The organism is Microbacterium sp. (genome assembly GCF_031988965.1).
Taxonomy (GTDB): domain Bacteria; phylum Actinomycetota; class Actinomycetes; order Actinomycetales; family Microbacteriaceae; genus Microbacterium.
This window is the reverse complement of the sequence record NZ_DALZXX010000069.1, coordinates 1-15022: the sequence shown is the minus strand read 5'-3', so window position 1 is coordinate 15022 and position 15022 is coordinate 1. Positions and strand designations below refer to the sequence as shown.

Sequence of the window (15022 nt, the reverse complement as noted above, 5' to 3'; positions counted from 1 at the left end):
CTACGCGGATGCCTGCGTACCCATCGCGAGCGACGTCGACTGCGCCGGCGGCAGCGGCGACGGCCCCGCGTACGTGCAGGGCCCCGTGCGCATCGTCGGCTCAGACATCTACGACCTCGACCGCGACGGAGACGGCATCGCCTGCGACAAGTGATCTACACCGTGATTCTCGAGCCATTCATCGAGCGCCTTGGCGAACCGCGGAGGGTTCTCGAGGTGGAGGTAGTGCCCGTGACCTTCCCAGAGATCCGATGCAGAACCCGTCGGCGTGAACAGCGACGCCTCTCGCTGCACGCTCTCGATCGTCGAGTGCAATGACAGCACCGGATTTCGACGGAAGCTCGCGGCACGTTGCGTCGCGGGACTCAAGCCGATCGCATCTGAATCCACATACTCCGATCTGAGATATGACGCGATGACCGCCGGGGCGGTCGCGTGCAGGTCGTCCCGCACCTGTCGAGCATCGCTGGGACGCATCCCTCGCGTCGCCGAGGCGAAGAAGTCCGACACCCCGGCCAGGCCGTCGCGCTCGATCTCCCTCGCCCACGCCGCCATCCGCGGTCGCGATTCCGGGTCCCCCGCATACGCAGCATCGATCACGATCTCGCTCTGCACGAGATCGGGCACAGCCCCGTGCGCGAGAAGCGTCACCTGCGCCCCCATCGAGTGGCCGATCAGTACGGCAGGAGACGCGAGGCCTTCGAGCACGTCGACGACCATCCGTGCAGCGTGGCCGATCGTCGCGGGCCCAGCCCCGCCTCCCGGCGAGCCGGGGAGCCGCACTGCACGCGCATCCCACCGCCTCGGATCGAGCGCGTCCTGGATCGGTCGCCAACTCTCGGCCGACCCTGCCCAGCCGTGCACGAGCACCACCGGTGTGCGCGTCGATGCGGCCACTTCACTCCTTCGGGTCAATACGAACGAGATGTCATTCTGCCGGAGGATGCGCAAACTGCGCAAGCGCTAGCTCAGCCCAAAATTGTTTATTCGCGTGTTGACAGACGCTGAACAGCGTCCTATCGTGATAGCGCTTGCTCACTGGAGCGGAGCATCAGCTTCATCAAAGGAGAAGAAGATGACAGCGCGAAAGGCGTTGATGGCCATCACAGTTGGTGGTCTCGTTCTGAGCCTCGCCGCCTGCTCGGGAAGCACGAGCATCACCGGGGACGCGGGCACGGCCGACAATCCTGTCGAACTGACGTTCTGGGGTAAGACGCAGGGCCAGAAGGCCCAGGTCGAGCTCTGGAACGAGGAGCACCCCGAGACGCAGATCACCTACGTCGAACAAGGTGGAGATGCCGACCTCTCACAGGCGTTGCAGAACGCCACCACAGCGGGGAACGCTCCGGATGTCTTCGAGGTACCCCGCACCTATTCGGTGTCCTTCGTTGCCGACGGCGTCTCGCGTGACATCTCGGAATGGTTCGACAACGACGACGGGGCGATCGCCGAAGGCGCCTTCGACTTCGTCAGCGTCGGCGACACCGTCGTCGGCGTGCCGTATGCGACGAACCCCACCTTCAACGCGATCAACACGGCGACGTTCGGCCAGTTCGGGTTCGACGCTCCGTCCGATTGGGCCGAGTTCCTCGATCAGGCGAAGACGATGCAGCAGCAGGGCGATATCAAGAGCATGAACCTGCCGGGCGAGGACCCTTCGTACCTGCGCGATCTCGCGACGCAGTTCGGTGCCGAATGGTGGCAGCCCGAGGACGACGCGTGGAAGATCGGCTTCACGTCAGAGGAGTCCCTCGCAGCCGGAGATGTCATCCAGCAGGCGATCGACGCCGACATCGTCTCGAACAACACGTACATCGAGTGGGATGCGCTGATGCAGTTCTTCGCATCAGGCCAGCTGTCGCAGTTCACCACCTCGACGTGGCAGTTGCCCGTCTACGAGCAGAACTTCGCCTCATCGGTCGGAGATTGGGAGCTCGCCCCCTACCCGGCCGAGTCCGACGATGCGGAACTCGTCTCGCCGAGCTACTACAACATCTACGGGATCTCGCCCTCGAGCGAGCACCCGGAGGGCGCTGTCGAGTTCGCACGCTGGGCGGCGACCGACGCCGACGCGATCGCCCTGCTGGCCGACCCAGCCGAGGGCGCGGCGGCCTTCCCGGTCGTCGCCGACCCCGCCGCAGTGATCGACCAGCTGCTGCCGAGTGAACTTCTCGGTGCGACCCGTGCCGACGCGCCCGCCGTGGTTCTCGAGGCGGCGGACACCGCACGCTCGATGATCGAGGGCCCCAACCAGGCTGCCGCGACCGAAGAGCTCACCGACTGGTGGGCGAAGGTGATCACGAAGGAGGCGACCATGTCGCAGCTGCTCGAGCACATGCAGCAATGGACGATCGACGACCTGACCGCGAAGAACATCCAGGTCGCTGAGTAGCAGCACGCCACCATGACGATCTCCTCTGCCCCCAGACCTTCCGGCATCACGCGTCGCGCGGCGGGCTCCACGCCCTCCGCGCGACGCGGCTGGAGAGCATCCCAGAACCGTGCCGGCATGACGTTCGCGGCGCCGTTCTACATCGGCTTCGCGTTCGTCTTCGTCCTGCCGATCCTCTACGCCATCCAGCAGAGCTTCTTCTCGGTCAAATCCAGCGGCGGTCTGGGGCTCGGCGGCACCGAGGTCGTCTTCGCCGGACTCGACAACTATGTGCGCGCGTTCAGCGACGAGGGTTTCTGGGGCTCGATGATTCGGGTGGCGATCTTCGCAGTCATCCAGATCCCGATCTCGCTCGGCCTGAGCCTGACCGCCGCCCTCCTGCTCGACAGCCTGACCTCCGAAGTCCGCGCCAGCGGGTTCCGCGCTGCGCTGCTCGTGCCCTACATGGTGCCGGCGATCGTCGCCTCGTTGATCTGGGTGTACCTCTACTCGCCGCGGGTCGGCCCCTTCACCTCGGTCGGCGACTTCTTCGGGATCGAGGTGAACCTCTTCTCGCCGTCGATGCTGTGGATCTCCATCGGCAATCTCATCGTCTGGATGGTGCTCGGCTTCAACATGCTGATCCTCTACGGCTCACTGAGGGGGGTCGACAGGTCTGTACTCGAGGCGGCCCGCGTCGACGGAGCAGGAGCCATGCGCATCGCGTGGTCGATCAAGATCCCCGCCATCCGCGGAAGCCTGGTACTCACCGGGCTGCTGTCGATCATCGGCATGCTGCAGATCTTCAACGAGCCGCTGCTGTTTCGCGCAGCCTCGCCCGAGACGGTGACCAAGGACTTCACGCCCATCATGTCGATCTACTTCCAAGCGTTCGCCAGCAACAACTACAACTACGCCGCCGCGCTCTCGGTCGTACTCGCCTCTGTGCTGGGCGTGCTCTCATTCGGCTTCTACAGGCTCACCACCCGGAAGGACGCATCGTGACCGTCGACTCCCTCGAGGCGCCCGCGCGGACGACGGCTCGGAGGCCGGAGCCGCTCGCCGACCGCAGCCCTCGTCCCCGTCGGCGCGCCGGCTCGGAGCAGCTTGTCGCCCTGATCGGGCTGATCCTGTTCGCGCTGTACTCGGTAGCTCCGGTCTGGTGGCTGATCGTCAATGCCACGAAAGACCGCCGCGACCTCTACAACTCCAACGGACTGTGGTTCGCCGACTTCAACCTCTGGGGGAACCTCGAATCACTCGCCACCTATCAGGACGGCATCTTCTTCCGGTGGGTGCTCAACACCATTCTCTACGCGGGCGTCGGCGCCGCCGTCTGCACCCTCATCTCGATCGCCGTGGGCTACTCCCTCTCGAAGTTCAGCTATCGCGGTCGCGGCATCGGGCTCGGAATCGTCGTCGGCTCGTTCCTGATCCCGAGCACGCTGATCACCCTGCCGCTCTTCCTGCTGTTCTCGCAGCTGGGGATCGTCGACACCATGTGGGCGGTGCTGATCCCGTTCTTCGTCTCACCGTTCGGCGCCTATCTCGCGAAGGTCTACGTCGACGGCTCGATCCCTGAGGAGCTTCTCGAAGCCGCCCGCATCGACGGCGCGAGCGAATGGCGGATCTTCTTCACGATCGTGCTGCCGATGATGCGCACGGGGGCCGCAACCGTCTTCATCCTGTTGTTCGTCGCGAACTGGAACAACTTCTTCCTGCCCCTCACGATGCTGCGCGGATCCGACAGATGGACGCTCGCCGTCGGTCTCTACAGCTGGTTCGTCAACCGCTCCGACTCCGTCGTCGATCTCACCGCGCTGACCATCACCGGGGCGCTCATCTCGGTGATCCCGCTGGCGATCATGATGATCTCGATGCAGCGCTACTGGAAGACGGGCGTGACGCTCGGCGCGATAAAGTGACCTATCCTCGCACTGCACGCACCCGAAGGAATCCGATGACCGAGAACGGCGCCGTCACGTTGGAAGACGTGGCCCGCGAAGCCGAGGTCTCGGTATCGACGGCATCGCGCACCCTCAACGGGCGCACGGGCCGAGTCAGCGAGACGACGCAGGCCCGAGTGCGTGCAGTCGCCACCCGTCTCGGGTATGCGACCAACCTCGCCGCCCAAGCCGTCGCACTGGGGCGGTCGCGTGCCGTCGGACTCGTCGTCGGCGACATCCCCGACGACTATCAGAACCCCGTGATGACAGGGGTCTTCCACGCGGCAGCGAAGCGCGGCATGCTCGTCACGACCGCCGTTGCCCAGACCGCGGCGATCGACGCGACCTCGAATGCCATCCGCCTGCTCCGCGGGCAGCGACCGTCGGTCATCGTCTACGTCGGCACCGAATCGTCGACGAGCGAGGGCATGCCCGAGCTCGCGGCCGAACTCAAGCACGCGGAGGCCGAAGGATGCCGGGTCGTCGTCATCGGCGTCTCCGGCACTCCTTTCGACTCGGTCGTCGTCGACGACCGCCGTGCGGCGGCAGAACTCGCAACCTCGCTCGCGGGGATCGGCTACCGCGATCCGATGATCGTCGGCGGAGTCGGCCTCGGGCAGATCTCCCGTGAACGTACCGACGGATTCATCGAAGGCTGGGCGCGGAGCGGACTCACGGTTCCTCTCGACCGTGTACTGCAGCAGGCGTCGAGCCACGACGGCGGCTATCGTGCCGCGGGCGAGATCCTCCGACGTCGCCCCCTTCCCGATGTCGTCTTCTGCGTGAACGACTCGATGGCGATCGGTCTCTCGGTGCGCCTGCGCGAGCAGGGGATCGTCATCGGCCGTGACATCGCGGTGGCCGGATGCGACGACATGCCCGCTCTCCGCGACATCGATCCCCCGCTCACCACCATCCACCTGCCCTGGCTCGAAGCCGCCGAAGCGGCTTTCCGCCTCGCAGAGTCGGAAGAGCGAGCGTCAGGCCGTTCGGTCGTGCTCGAGGGATATCCGGTGCTGCGCACGTCTACGCCGGAGGTCACGGGCGCTCGTTCCTAGAGCGTCGCGGGCGGGGTCGATTCGGCCCGCTACAGCGATGCGAAGTCGAGAATGCACCGGATGCGGGCGCGACGTGTACGCCTCTGACCCCGCGCGCGGATCGACTGGGAGCGCGTTCGCAGAGACGAAGGCATCGATTACATATACTTATTAGACGGACGAGTCCCAGTCAATCGGCTCTACGCCCCGTCATTCGCTATACCTAAACATATAAATAGATTTAATCTTCATTTCGAGCTACACTCGGCGATGTCGCCCAGAGCGGGGCGACCTCAGGTTCACCGAGGAGCATCGTGGCTCAGACCCATTCGGCCTTCATCCACTCCGTCGCCGAGCGCGTGCGAGCGCGAACAGACGAGGCCACAGCGGCGATGTTCGAGCGCTGCTTCGAGAACACTCTCGGCACCACACTGCGGGAGATGCCCGACGGCACGCTGTTCATGCTGACGGGCGACATCCCCGCGATGTGGCTGCGCGACTCGACCGCACAGCTCGGGCCGTACCTGCACTTCGCGGCGGAGGACCAGACGATCAGCGACATGATCGCCGCGGTCTCGCGCCGACAGCTCGAGTACGTGCTGCTCGATCCCTACGCCAACGCCTTCAACGCCGCACCCGACGGCAGCGGACACCAGAGTGATCTGACCGAGCAGTCGCCGTGGATCTGGGAGCGCAAGTACGAGGTCGACTCGCTCTGCTACCCCGTGCAGCTCGCCCATGACCTGTGGTCGACGACCGGACGCACCGACCACCTCGGCGAGACCTTCGCCCGCGCCGCCCGCACGATCATCGAACTCTGGCGCACCGAGCAGGACCACGAGGCCCGCTCGGCCTACCGGTTCGAGCGCTTCGACTGCCCGCCGAGCGACACCCTCGTGCGCGACGGGCGCGGTGGCGAGACGGTGCCGACGGGGCTCACCTGGTCGGCGTTCCGCCCCAGTGACGACGCCTGCGAGTACGGCTACAACGTGCCGGGCAACATGTTCGCCGCGGTGGAGCTGCGGCACATCGAGACCCTCGCGAACGAGGTGCTGCGTGACCCCGATCTGGCGGCGAGCGCCCGCGGCCTCCGCGCCGACATCGAGCGGGGCATCGCCGAGCACACGGTCGTCACGAGCCCGTCGGGTGCCGAGGTGTACGCCTACGAGGTCGATGGCCGTGGCGGCATCCTGCTTCTCGATGACGCGAACGTGCCCAGTCTGCTGTCGCTGCCGCTGATCGGCTGGTGCCGCACCGACGATCCGCTCTACCTCGCGACGCGCGCCTTCATCCTGAGCCCCGAGAACCCCACCTTCTTCTCGGGCACACTCGCCTCAGGCACGGACTCGAGCGGACTCGGCAGCCCCCACACGCCGGTCGACCACGTCTGGCCGATCGGCCTGTGCATCGAAGCACTGACGACCGACGACCCGGCAGAGAAGGAGCGCATCCTGCGGCTGCTGCTCGAGACGGATGCCGGAACCGGCCTCATGCACGAATCCTTCCTCGTCACCGATCCGTCGGTGTTCACGCGTGAATGGTTCTCGTGGGCGAACGCGATGCTCTGCGAGCTCGTGCTCGACATGACCGGGCTCGCGACGCTCCGCCGTGAGCCCCTCGGTCGTGACTCCCTCACGGAAGCGCGACCGGCATGAGCGCCCCGACCACGGCTGCGCCGGCATCCGTCGACGAGTCCCGCCCGACGAACACGACGCCCGCCCCCGGCAAGCAGCGCAAGTCCCGCAACCCCAGCGCGAGGCAGATGACCTGGAATGCCTGGCTGTTCCTGCTCGTGCCGGGAGTGCTGTTCGTCGTCTTCATGGCGCTGCCGATCGTCATCGCACTCGTGCTGAGCCTCACCGACTACGCGATCGTGGGCGACGTCGAGTGGCTCGGCATCCAGAACTACCTCGACATCGCGGTCGATCCCTTCTTCTGGATCGCCCTGCGCAACACCGCGTACTACACGCTGCTCTACGTTCCCGCGGGGCTCGTCGTCGCCCTCGGCACGGCCCTGCTGCTCAACCGCCGCCACCGCGCGGTCCGGCTGTTCCGCACCCTCTTCTACATCCCGGTCGTCGCCTCGACCGTCGCGACCGCGACGATCTGGTTCTGGATGCTGAACCCGCAGAACGGCCTGCTCAATGTGGCGCTGAGCTGGTTCGGCATCGACGGTCCGGCCTGGCTCTACGAGTCGCAGTGGGCGATGATCGCGATCGTCATGATGAGCGTGTGGGCCGGATTCGGCGCCAACATGATCATCTTCCTCGGCGGACTGCAGGGTGTTCCGGGCGAACTCTACGAAGCCGCGCGGCTCGACGGCGCGAACGCATGGCAGCAGTTCCGCTACGTGACCCTGCCCTCGTTGACCCGCACGACGTTCCTCGTCTCGACGCTGCTCATCATCGGCGCGTTCCAGGTCTTCGACCAGGCCTACGTGCTGACCAAGGGCGGCCCGGGCAACTCGACCGTGACGATGGTCTATTACATCTACAACAAGGGCTTCGGCGCGCTCGAGATGGGGTACGCGTCGGCCCTGTCGTTCGTGCTCTTCCTGATCATCCTCGTGTTCTCTCTGCTCAACGCGAAGCTCAACAACCGGAAGGGCGTCTGATGACGAACACACTCAGCGGTGGCCGCGCCATCGAGACCGCTCTGGCCGCCGGCACCCCCGTGGCGCCGCCTCTGCCCTCGCGCCGCAAGCCGACCACCCGCAAGCGTCTCGCGACCCTCGGCTGGTACATCGGCGTCATCCTGATCAGCGTCGTCACCGTCGCCCCTCTGGTGTGGACGATCTCGACCTCGCTCAAGCCCGCGACCGAGATCCTCTCCGGCGCTCTCAACCTGATCCCCGCGAACGCGACCCTCGACAACTACCTTCAGGTGTTCGAGGAGGTGCCGTTCGGCCGTTACTTCGTGAACTCGCTCGTGCTCGGCATCGGCGGCGCGGCGACGAACATCTTCTTCGGCGCCCTCGGCGGCTACGCCTTGGCGAAGCTGCAGTTCACGGGACGCGCGGCGGTGTTCGGAGTGTTCCTGTCGTCGCTCATGATCCCCGGCATCATCACGATGATCCCGTCGTTCCTGATCCTCCGCTCGATCCCGTTCGCGGGCGGCAACGACATCTTCGGGCAGGGCGGACTCGGCCTCATCAACACCTACTGGGCCGTCATCATCCCCGGGGCCGCCGGCGCCTTCGCGGTGTTCTTCATGAAGCAGTTCTTCGAGACGCTGCCCGACGAGCTCGGCGAGGCCGCGCGCATCGACGGTGCGAGCGAGTTCCGCATCTTCGCGATCATCTACTTCCCGCTGGCCAAGGCAGGTCTCGCGGTGCTCGGCATCATCAGCTTCCAGGCGGGATGGAACAACTTCCTCTGGCCGCTGATCGTGCTCAACAGCCAGGACATGATGACCGTCCAGGTCGGACTCGCGTCGTTCGTCAACAACTACGAGACCGCCTACGGCCCCCTCATGGCCGGCACCGTGATCGCCAGCCTGCCCGTGCTGCTCGTGTTCCTCTTCGCGCAGCGCTACATCATCGAGGGCGTCGCGCACGTCGGCTCGAAATGACCCTCCCGCTACTTCCTTCCCTCTCACCCACCACACCAAGGAGCATTCGATGAAGAAGAACCTGCGAGCACTGGCGGTCATCGCCACGGCCTCCCTCGCCGTCACCGTCGCGGGCTGCGCATCCGGCGGCGACGCCGGCGGCAGCGGCGACGGCCCCGAACCCGTCGTCATGTGGGGCTCATGGTCGGGCGACCAGGTCGACCAGCTCGACGCACAGGCCGCGCGGTTCAACGAGTCGCAGGACGACTACGAGGTCTCGTACGTGCCGCAGGAGCTCGTCGAAGAGAAGCTGCTCACCTCGCTCGCCGGCGGGCAGGTGCCCGACGTCGTGCTGTGGGACCGCTATCAGACCTCGCTCTACGCGCCCAAGGGAGCGCTCGCCCCGATCGACGAGTTCATCGACAAGGATGCCGTCGACACGAGCATCTTCTACGAGCCCGCGCTCGGCGAGATGGAGGTCGACGGCGAGCTCTACGGCCTGCCGCTGCTCGTCGACAACCGCTCGCTGCTGTTCAACCAGACGCTGCTGACGGATGCCGGAGTCACCGCCCCCACGAACTGGGACGAGCTCAAGACCGCCGCCGAAGCGCTCACGGTGAAAGACGGCGGCACGCTGAAGCAGGCGGGTCTCGACCTGAGCGACCCCGGCCTGTTCAACATGTACCTCGCGCAGGCGGGTGGCCAGCTGCTCACCGACGACCAGACCAAGACCGCGTTCAACAGCCCCGAGGGCCTCGAAGTGCTCGAGTTCTGGCAGAGCCTGCTCGATGCGGACGTCTATGAGCAGGGCTTCGGCGACACCGGCGACTCGTTCGCCGAGAGCCGCACGGCCATGAAGCTCGACGGCCCGTGGGCGCTGTCGACCCTCGACAAGGTCGACGGACTCGAATACGGCGTCGTGCAGCCTCCGGCCGGCCCGAACGGCGACCAGGGCGCCTACATGGGAGGCTTCGGACTCGTCATCCCCGAGGGAGCGAAGAACGCCGAAGGTGCGTGGGAGTTCATGAAGTGGTGGACGACCGAGGCCGAGAACGGCGTCGCCTTCGGTGAGATCTCGGGCTGGATCCCCGCCAACATCGAGGCCGCGAATGACCCGTACTTCACCGAGGACGAGCACTACGCCGCCTTCATCGAGACGATGAACTACGCCCAGACCCGCCCCAACGTGCAGGGCTTCTCCGACGTCGAGGGCAAGGCACTCGTGCCCGCCCTCGAGCGCTTCCTGTCCGGCGAGATCTCGGCCGAGCAGGCCCTGAAGGACGCCCAGGAACAGGGCGACCAGCTGCTGGCCCAGAACCGCTGACCCCCTCCTCTCGTTTCGAATCGCGCACTTTGCAGAAACCCCGGTCCGGTAACTGCAAAGTGCGCGATTCGAACGGGATGACAGACCCATCGACCCTGAGAAGGAACCATGACCAGCACTTCCGCGCAGACCTGGTCGGCCCGAGCCGACACCGCGCAGCACAGCCTCGACCACTACTTCGGCGCCCCCGGCATCCAGTTCCTCGCCAACAGCCACCCGCACGACCGGGGCAACACCGAGGTCTTCAACTACTGGTGGCTGGCCCACGTGATCGATGCCCGCGTCGACGCGTGGGCGCGCACTGACGACGATGCCTGGATCGGTCAGGCGATCGCGGCGCGCGACAACATCGTCGAGCGCAACGACGGGCAGCTCTTCAACGACTACTTCGACGACATGCTGTGGTTCGCGCTGGCGCTGGAGCGCGTGCATCGCGCGACCGGCGAGCAGCGGTTCCTCGACGAGGCGATCGCCATCTGGGATCACGTCATCGCCAAGGGGTGGAATGAGACGCTCGGATGGAGCCTCGCGTGGCGCAAGCAACAGCTCGCGTACAAGAACACGCCCGCGAACGGGCCGCTCGTGATCCTCGGGGTGCGGTTGAGTCGCCTCGACTCGTCGCACGACTACCTGTCGCATGCGCAGCGAGCTTTCGACTGGCTGACCGCGAACCTCGTCGGCGCCGACGGATTCGTCGAAGACGGCATCAACCGCAACGACGACGGCGCGGTCGACACCCAGTGGCGCTTCACGTACAACCAGGGCCTCTACATCGGCGCCGCGGTCGAGCTGTTCGGCGCGACGGGCGATGATGACTTCCTGACGCGGGCTGTGCAGACGGCGACCACCGCCGTGCGTGAGCTGAGCGACGGCACGGTCTTCCCCGACGAGGGCGACGGCGGTGACGAAGGCCTGTTCAAGGGCGTCTACTACCGGTATCTCGGCGAACTGCTGGCGGTGCTCGCCGGAACGGAGGCGCACGCCGCGGAGCGCGTCGAGCTCGAGCGGTTCCTGCGCGCGGGGACGGATGCCCTGTGGCAGAACTCCCAGGTCGACGGGCATCTGCGCCCGGGTAACGACTGGTCGAAGCCGCCGGTCGAATGGATCCCCTACTCGACGATGGTCAGTGCGATCTTCGCGGTCGAGCAGCGGGCACGGCTCGAAGCCCGGGAGGCCGGGGTCGCGGCGGCTGCGCCGAGCGCTGCGGTGGGCGTCGCGCGCTGACGGCATCCGCTCGGCATTCCTTGGAATCCGCCCGTGGGCTTCCTGCGGGCGGATTCCTGTGTCTGGCGCCAGCGCAGCAGCCCCGATCCGCGGACTGTGCCCCGGTCTGCATCCCGGTTCCGGGCGCAGCAGCCCCGATCCGCGGACTGTGCCCCGATCCGCGTCCCGATTCCGGGCGCAGCAGCCCCGATCCGCGGACTGTGCCCCGATCTGCGTCCCGATTCCGGAAGAACGCCCGCAGATCGGGTCGACGCACGCAGATCGTGCGCGTCCCCGGTTCCCGCCCCGGTCGCTGCGTCAGGCCCGCGGAGCCGCCGATGAGACCCCGATCACGAGCTCCGTCGGCAGCACGACCTTCTCGATCTCGCTGGGCTTTCCGATCTGTCGACGCACCGACTCGACAGCCTTCTCTCCCAGGGTGCGCTGCTCCTGGCGGATGTGGCTGTAGCGGAACAGCCGGGTGTCGAAGGTGGCATCCGGGTGGTCGAAGCACACGATCGAGATGTCGGTCGGAACCTCGAGGCCGAGGCGGTGGCAGGCTTCGCGCAGCATGAGCGCGATGTTGTACTCGGCAGCGACGTATCCGGTGATGTCGGGATGCTGCTCGACGAACTCCACGAGGCGGGCGATGTCCTGCTCGATCGTGTCGGAGCTGCCGGGCACGGTCGAACCGATCGTGCGCAGCTCGGCACTGTTCTCGAGCGGCAGATGGTTCGAGGCGTGCGCGTGGATGTACCCGTTACGGCGATCATCGTTCGACGAGACGTGACTAGTGGAGCTCACGAAACCGACCGTCCTGTGGCCGAGTCCGAGCAGGTGCTCGGTGGCCGCGCGTCCGCCCGCGAGGTTGTCGGAGCACACGGCAGATACCGGGATGCCGTCGAAAAGTCGATCGATGATCACGACGGGGAACTTCTTCGCCACGAGCTCGAGCGCGGCCGGCGGGATGTACTCCGACGAGCTGGGGAGCAGGATCAGGCCCTCGACACCGGCGCCGATCAGGGCGCGGATGCAGGCATCCTCCTCGTCGAGGTCTCCGCCCGAACGCTTGAAGACGATGTGCGTGTCGGCGCCCGCCGCCTCGAGGATCCCCTCGATCACCTTGTTGCCGAACGTGTCGTCGAAGCTCGTGATGACGCATCCGATGAGCGACGGGACGCGGTCCGCGTCGCTCTGCGCACGGGCGGGAGCCTGCGGCGCCGTAGGCGTCGCGCTCGTCACCACGGTGCCGATGCGCGGGCGACGCATGATCATGCCGTCGGTGCGCAGCAGCTCGAGCGCGCGCTTCACCGTGATCGGACTGACCTCGAAGCGGCTCGACAGCTCCGCCTCGGACGGCAGGCGGTCGCCGACCGCGTACTCCCCCCGCGAGATCGACTCGCGCAACGATTCATACACCCGCTTGTAGAGCACGCCAGTCCATCCGTGTCAGCCAATAGTTATATTAAATCTACAGGCTACGGGTGGGGTGTGCCGGAGACTTTTCCGGCACCGCTCCTCTGCGGGGTCGATTCCGCACCCGAACAGGACGATTCCGGTGCGCTTCTGGCCCTGCACCCTTGCGAGGTCGATTCGCAACGCGGGCCGACACCCCTCGGGCTCAGCGCCCCGCCCGGACCGCCTCCCCCATCGACGCCAATGCCTCGCGCAGGATCGGCCGCGGAGTCGCGAGGACGACCCGCACGAAGTCCTCGTACCCGTGCCCGAGCAGCGCCCCCTCGGTCAGCACGACGCCCGCGTGCTCGCGGAAGAACGCCGCCGGCGCACCCTCGATCCCGAGCGCGCTCGTGTCGATCCAGCCGATGTAGGTGGCATCGGGCTCCCGGTACACGGCGCCGGGAAGGTGCTCGTCGACCAGCGCGCCGAGTGTGCGCCGCGACTCAGACAGGTAGTCGAGCACACCGTCGAGCCACGGCTTGCCCTCGCGATACGCGGCCGTCGAGGCGACCACGCCGAGCGTCGCGGCGCCGTGCTGCACCGAGAACCCGAAGCGACGGTAGAGCTGCTGATCGGCGTCGTTCGAGGTGATCAGCTGCGCAGTCTTGAGCCCCGGGATGTTCCACGCCTTCGAGGCGCTCGTGCCGGTGACGGTGTGCGCCGCCGTCGCCTCCGACAGCGATGCATACGGGATGAAGGGGCGGCCGTCGAAGCGCAGCGGCGCGTGGATCTCGTCGGCGAACACCCTCCCGCCGTGACGCTCGACGATCTCGGCGAGCGCCTCGAGCTCCGATCGCTCGACCACGGTTCCGGTGGGGTTGTGCGGGTTGCAGAGCACGAGGGTGCGGGCGCCGACGGCGAACGCCTCATCGATGCGCTGCAGGTCGTGATGCCAGCGCCCGTCAACGTCGACACCGGGCACCTCGATCACCGGATGCCCGATCGCCGGAAGATATGTCAGAAACGGCATATATGCCGGAGTCGGCACGATCACGGGCGACCCCGCGGGCGCATACTCCTCGACGGCGACGCGCAGTGCGGCCATCACGTCGGACACCGGGTGCACGCGCTCGGGATCGATGGACCAGCCGTACTCGCTCTGCATCCATCCGGCCGTCGCCTCGCCGAGCCTGGCGGCCAGCGGAGGCGACAGGTAGCCGAGGTTCTCCTCGTCGATCGCGCGGTGCATCGCCTCGGCGATCACCGGCGCGACCCCGAAGTCCATCTCGGCGACCCAGGCGCCGATGTGTCCTGGGTGCAGACTCCACTTGCGGCTCTCGGGCCGGTCGAGGTCGAATCTCGTGCGGGAATCGAACGGATGCTGCGCAGCGGCGAAGTCGGAGGCCATGGCGAGCGGCTCTCAGCCCGCGAACCGACATCGAACGGCGGCACCCACACGGCGCATGCTCACGAGGCCACTCGTCATGGTCGAGATCTCAGACACGGCAACTCCTTCACATCGCGAGCTTCCACCCTAGAGACGGCGGTGCTCCTGCGGCGATTCTCGTGTCGATGCATGACGGGCGGATGCCGAGCCGCCGGCGCCGTTCGGCCCGGCCTTCACCGGGCAGCCGCCCTCAATTCATGAGGTCGCGCGGATGCCAGTCATGCAGGTTGCCGGAATCCGACGGCCCCTGTTCGGTGCGCACGGTGTGCACGACCTGCCGCGCGGCAGCCGCTCCCCGTCCTACCCGGACAGCTTCGTCCTCGGTCTCGAAGCTGGAACCCAGCGTGCGGGACTCGCCTTCGATGCGGTTGAACCAGATCCCGTCTCGCTGGAACGTCTCGATGTCGCCTGCGGCCATGCCACGTCCTTTCGATCTCCCTCTTTTCTACGTGAGGCATCGGACACCCAGGAGGGCCTTGACAGCGTCATTGCATCCCGTCGGACGCTCCGCATCCATGAATCGGGGCGCACGTCAACCCCAACGCCGTCTTCTGCGACCAGCGCTAGCGTGAATTACGGCAGGACCCGGATGCCTGCACGAGGAGCGCTCGATGACGCTGGAAGTGATGTCGCCGACCGCGGCACTGCTCGATGGACGATACGTGCTGCACGATCGCGTCGGAAGAGGCGGTATGGCGACCGTCTATCGCGCCGAGGACTCTCACCTCGGGCGCACGGTCGCGATCA

At 66.5% G+C, this 15022-nt stretch carries 13 protein-coding genes; 9 read left to right on the top strand and 4 right to left on the bottom strand.

Annotation, left to right across the window (positions count from 1 at the left end; all coding sequences use genetic code 11):
• Nucleotides 1-108 precede the first annotated feature (108 nt).
• The gene (locus tag RTM68_RS11840) at nt 109-897 is read right to left on the bottom strand and encodes an alpha/beta hydrolase (protein WP_312171101.1); all 789 of its coding nucleotides are present in this window, start codon (nt 895-897) and stop codon (nt 109-111) included.
• A 178-nt stretch (nt 898-1075) separates the two neighbouring features.
• Between RTM68_RS11840 and RTM68_RS11835 the strand changes: the two genes are divergently transcribed.
• The 9 genes from RTM68_RS11835 to RTM68_RS11795 all read left to right on the top strand — a co-directional run bounded on the left by RTM68_RS11835 (nt 1076) and on the right by RTM68_RS11795 (nt 11451).
• Nucleotides 1076-2392 carry an extracellular solute-binding protein gene (locus RTM68_RS11835; protein ID WP_312171099.1) on the top strand — a complete coding sequence of 439 codons (1317 nt, stop codon included), beginning with the start codon at nt 1076-1078 and terminating at the stop codon, nt 2390-2392.
• Nucleotides 2393-2404: 12 nt separating this feature from the next.
• Nucleotides 2405-3376, top strand: coding sequence for a sugar ABC transporter permease (locus RTM68_RS11830; protein WP_312171096.1), 972 nt, complete (start codon nt 2405-2407; stop codon nt 3374-3376).
• Complete coding sequence (locus RTM68_RS11825; RefSeq protein ID WP_312171093.1) at nt 3373-4296, top strand: carbohydrate ABC transporter permease; 924 nt, start codon at nt 3373-3375, stop codon at nt 4294-4296. Before RTM68_RS11830 ends, RTM68_RS11825 begins: the two co-directional genes overlap by 4 nt.
• A 35-nt stretch (nt 4297-4331) precedes the next feature.
• Nucleotides 4332-5375 (top strand): LacI family DNA-binding transcriptional regulator, encoded by a 1044-nt coding sequence (locus RTM68_RS11820; RefSeq protein ID WP_312171090.1) that lies wholly within the window; start codon nt 4332-4334, stop codon nt 5373-5375.
• A gap of 293 nt (nt 5376-5668) precedes the next feature.
• The gene (locus RTM68_RS11815) at nt 5669-7009 is read left to right on the top strand and encodes a glycoside hydrolase family 125 protein (protein WP_312171088.1); all 1341 of its coding nucleotides are present in this window, start codon (nt 5669-5671) and stop codon (nt 7007-7009) included.
• Nucleotides 7006-7968, top strand: a complete 963-nt coding sequence (locus tag RTM68_RS11810) for a sugar ABC transporter permease (RefSeq protein WP_312171085.1) — start codon at nt 7006-7008, stop codon at nt 7966-7968. The genes RTM68_RS11815 and RTM68_RS11810 overlap by 4 nt, the downstream gene beginning before the upstream one ends.
• Nucleotides 7968-8924 (top strand): carbohydrate ABC transporter permease, encoded by a 957-nt coding sequence (locus RTM68_RS11805; RefSeq protein WP_312171082.1) that lies wholly within the window; start codon nt 7968-7970, stop codon nt 8922-8924. The genes RTM68_RS11810 and RTM68_RS11805 overlap by 1 nt, the downstream gene beginning before the upstream one ends.
• Nucleotides 8925-8973: 49 nt before the next feature.
• A complete protein-coding gene (locus RTM68_RS11800) occupies nt 8974-10227 on the top strand; it encodes an ABC transporter substrate-binding protein (RefSeq protein ID WP_312171080.1) in 1254 nt (417 codons plus the stop codon).
• A gap of 108 nt (nt 10228-10335) precedes the next feature.
• On the top strand, nt 10336-11451 hold the full coding sequence (locus RTM68_RS11795; protein WP_312171077.1) for a glycoside hydrolase family 76 protein: 1116 nt from the start codon (nt 10336-10338) through the stop codon (nt 11449-11451).
• Nucleotides 11452-11748: 297 nt separating this feature from the next.
• Here the strand turns inward: RTM68_RS11795 and RTM68_RS11790 are convergent, their stop codons facing one another.
• The 3 genes from RTM68_RS11790 to RTM68_RS11780 form a co-directional block, all read right to left on the bottom strand.
• Nucleotides 11749-12864, bottom strand: coding sequence for a GntR family transcriptional regulator (locus tag RTM68_RS11790; RefSeq protein WP_312171075.1), 1116 nt, complete (start codon nt 12862-12864; stop codon nt 11749-11751).
• Between the two features lie 187 nt (nt 12865-13051).
• Nucleotides 13052-14236: an aminotransferase class I/II-fold pyridoxal phosphate-dependent enzyme gene (locus RTM68_RS11785; RefSeq protein WP_312171072.1), complete on the bottom strand. Its 1185-nt coding sequence runs from the start codon at nt 14234-14236 to the stop codon at nt 13052-13054.
• Between the two features lie 229 nt (nt 14237-14465).
• The gene (locus RTM68_RS11780) at nt 14466-14693 is read right to left on the bottom strand and encodes a DUF2188 domain-containing protein (RefSeq protein ID WP_312171069.1); all 228 of its coding nucleotides are present in this window, start codon (nt 14691-14693) and stop codon (nt 14466-14468) included.
• Nucleotides 14694-15022 lie beyond the last annotated feature (329 nt).

Bases quoted from the DNA above. Each gene is read 5' to 3' on its own strand.
- RTM68_RS11835 (WP_312171099.1), top strand. From the start codon at position 1,076: ATGACAGCGCGAAAGGCGTTGATGGCCATCACAGTTGGTGGTCTCGTT.
- RTM68_RS11820 (WP_312171090.1), top strand. From the start codon at position 4,332: ATGACCGAGAACGGCGCCGTCACGTTGGAAGACGTGGCCCGCGAAGCC.
- RTM68_RS11780 (WP_312171069.1), bottom strand. From the start codon at position 14,693: ATGGCCGCAGGCGACATCGAGACGTTCCAGCGAGACGGGATCTGGTTC.
- RTM68_RS11795 (WP_312171077.1), top strand. From the start codon at position 10,336: ATGACCAGCACTTCCGCGCAGACCTGGTCGGCCCGAGCCGACACCGCG.
- RTM68_RS11800 (WP_312171080.1), top strand. From the start codon at position 8,974: ATGAAGAAGAACCTGCGAGCACTGGCGGTCATCGCCACGGCCTCCCTC.
- RTM68_RS11785 (WP_312171072.1), bottom strand. From the start codon at position 14,236: ATGGCCTCCGACTTCGCCGCTGCGCAGCATCCGTTCGATTCCCGCACG.
- RTM68_RS11810 (WP_312171085.1), top strand. From the start codon at position 7,006: ATGAGCGCCCCGACCACGGCTGCGCCGGCATCCGTCGACGAGTCCCGC.
- RTM68_RS11805 (WP_312171082.1), top strand. From the start codon at position 7,968: ATGACGAACACACTCAGCGGTGGCCGCGCCATCGAGACCGCTCTGGCC.
- RTM68_RS11830 (WP_312171096.1), top strand. From the start codon at position 2,405: ATGACGATCTCCTCTGCCCCCAGACCTTCCGGCATCACGCGTCGCGCG.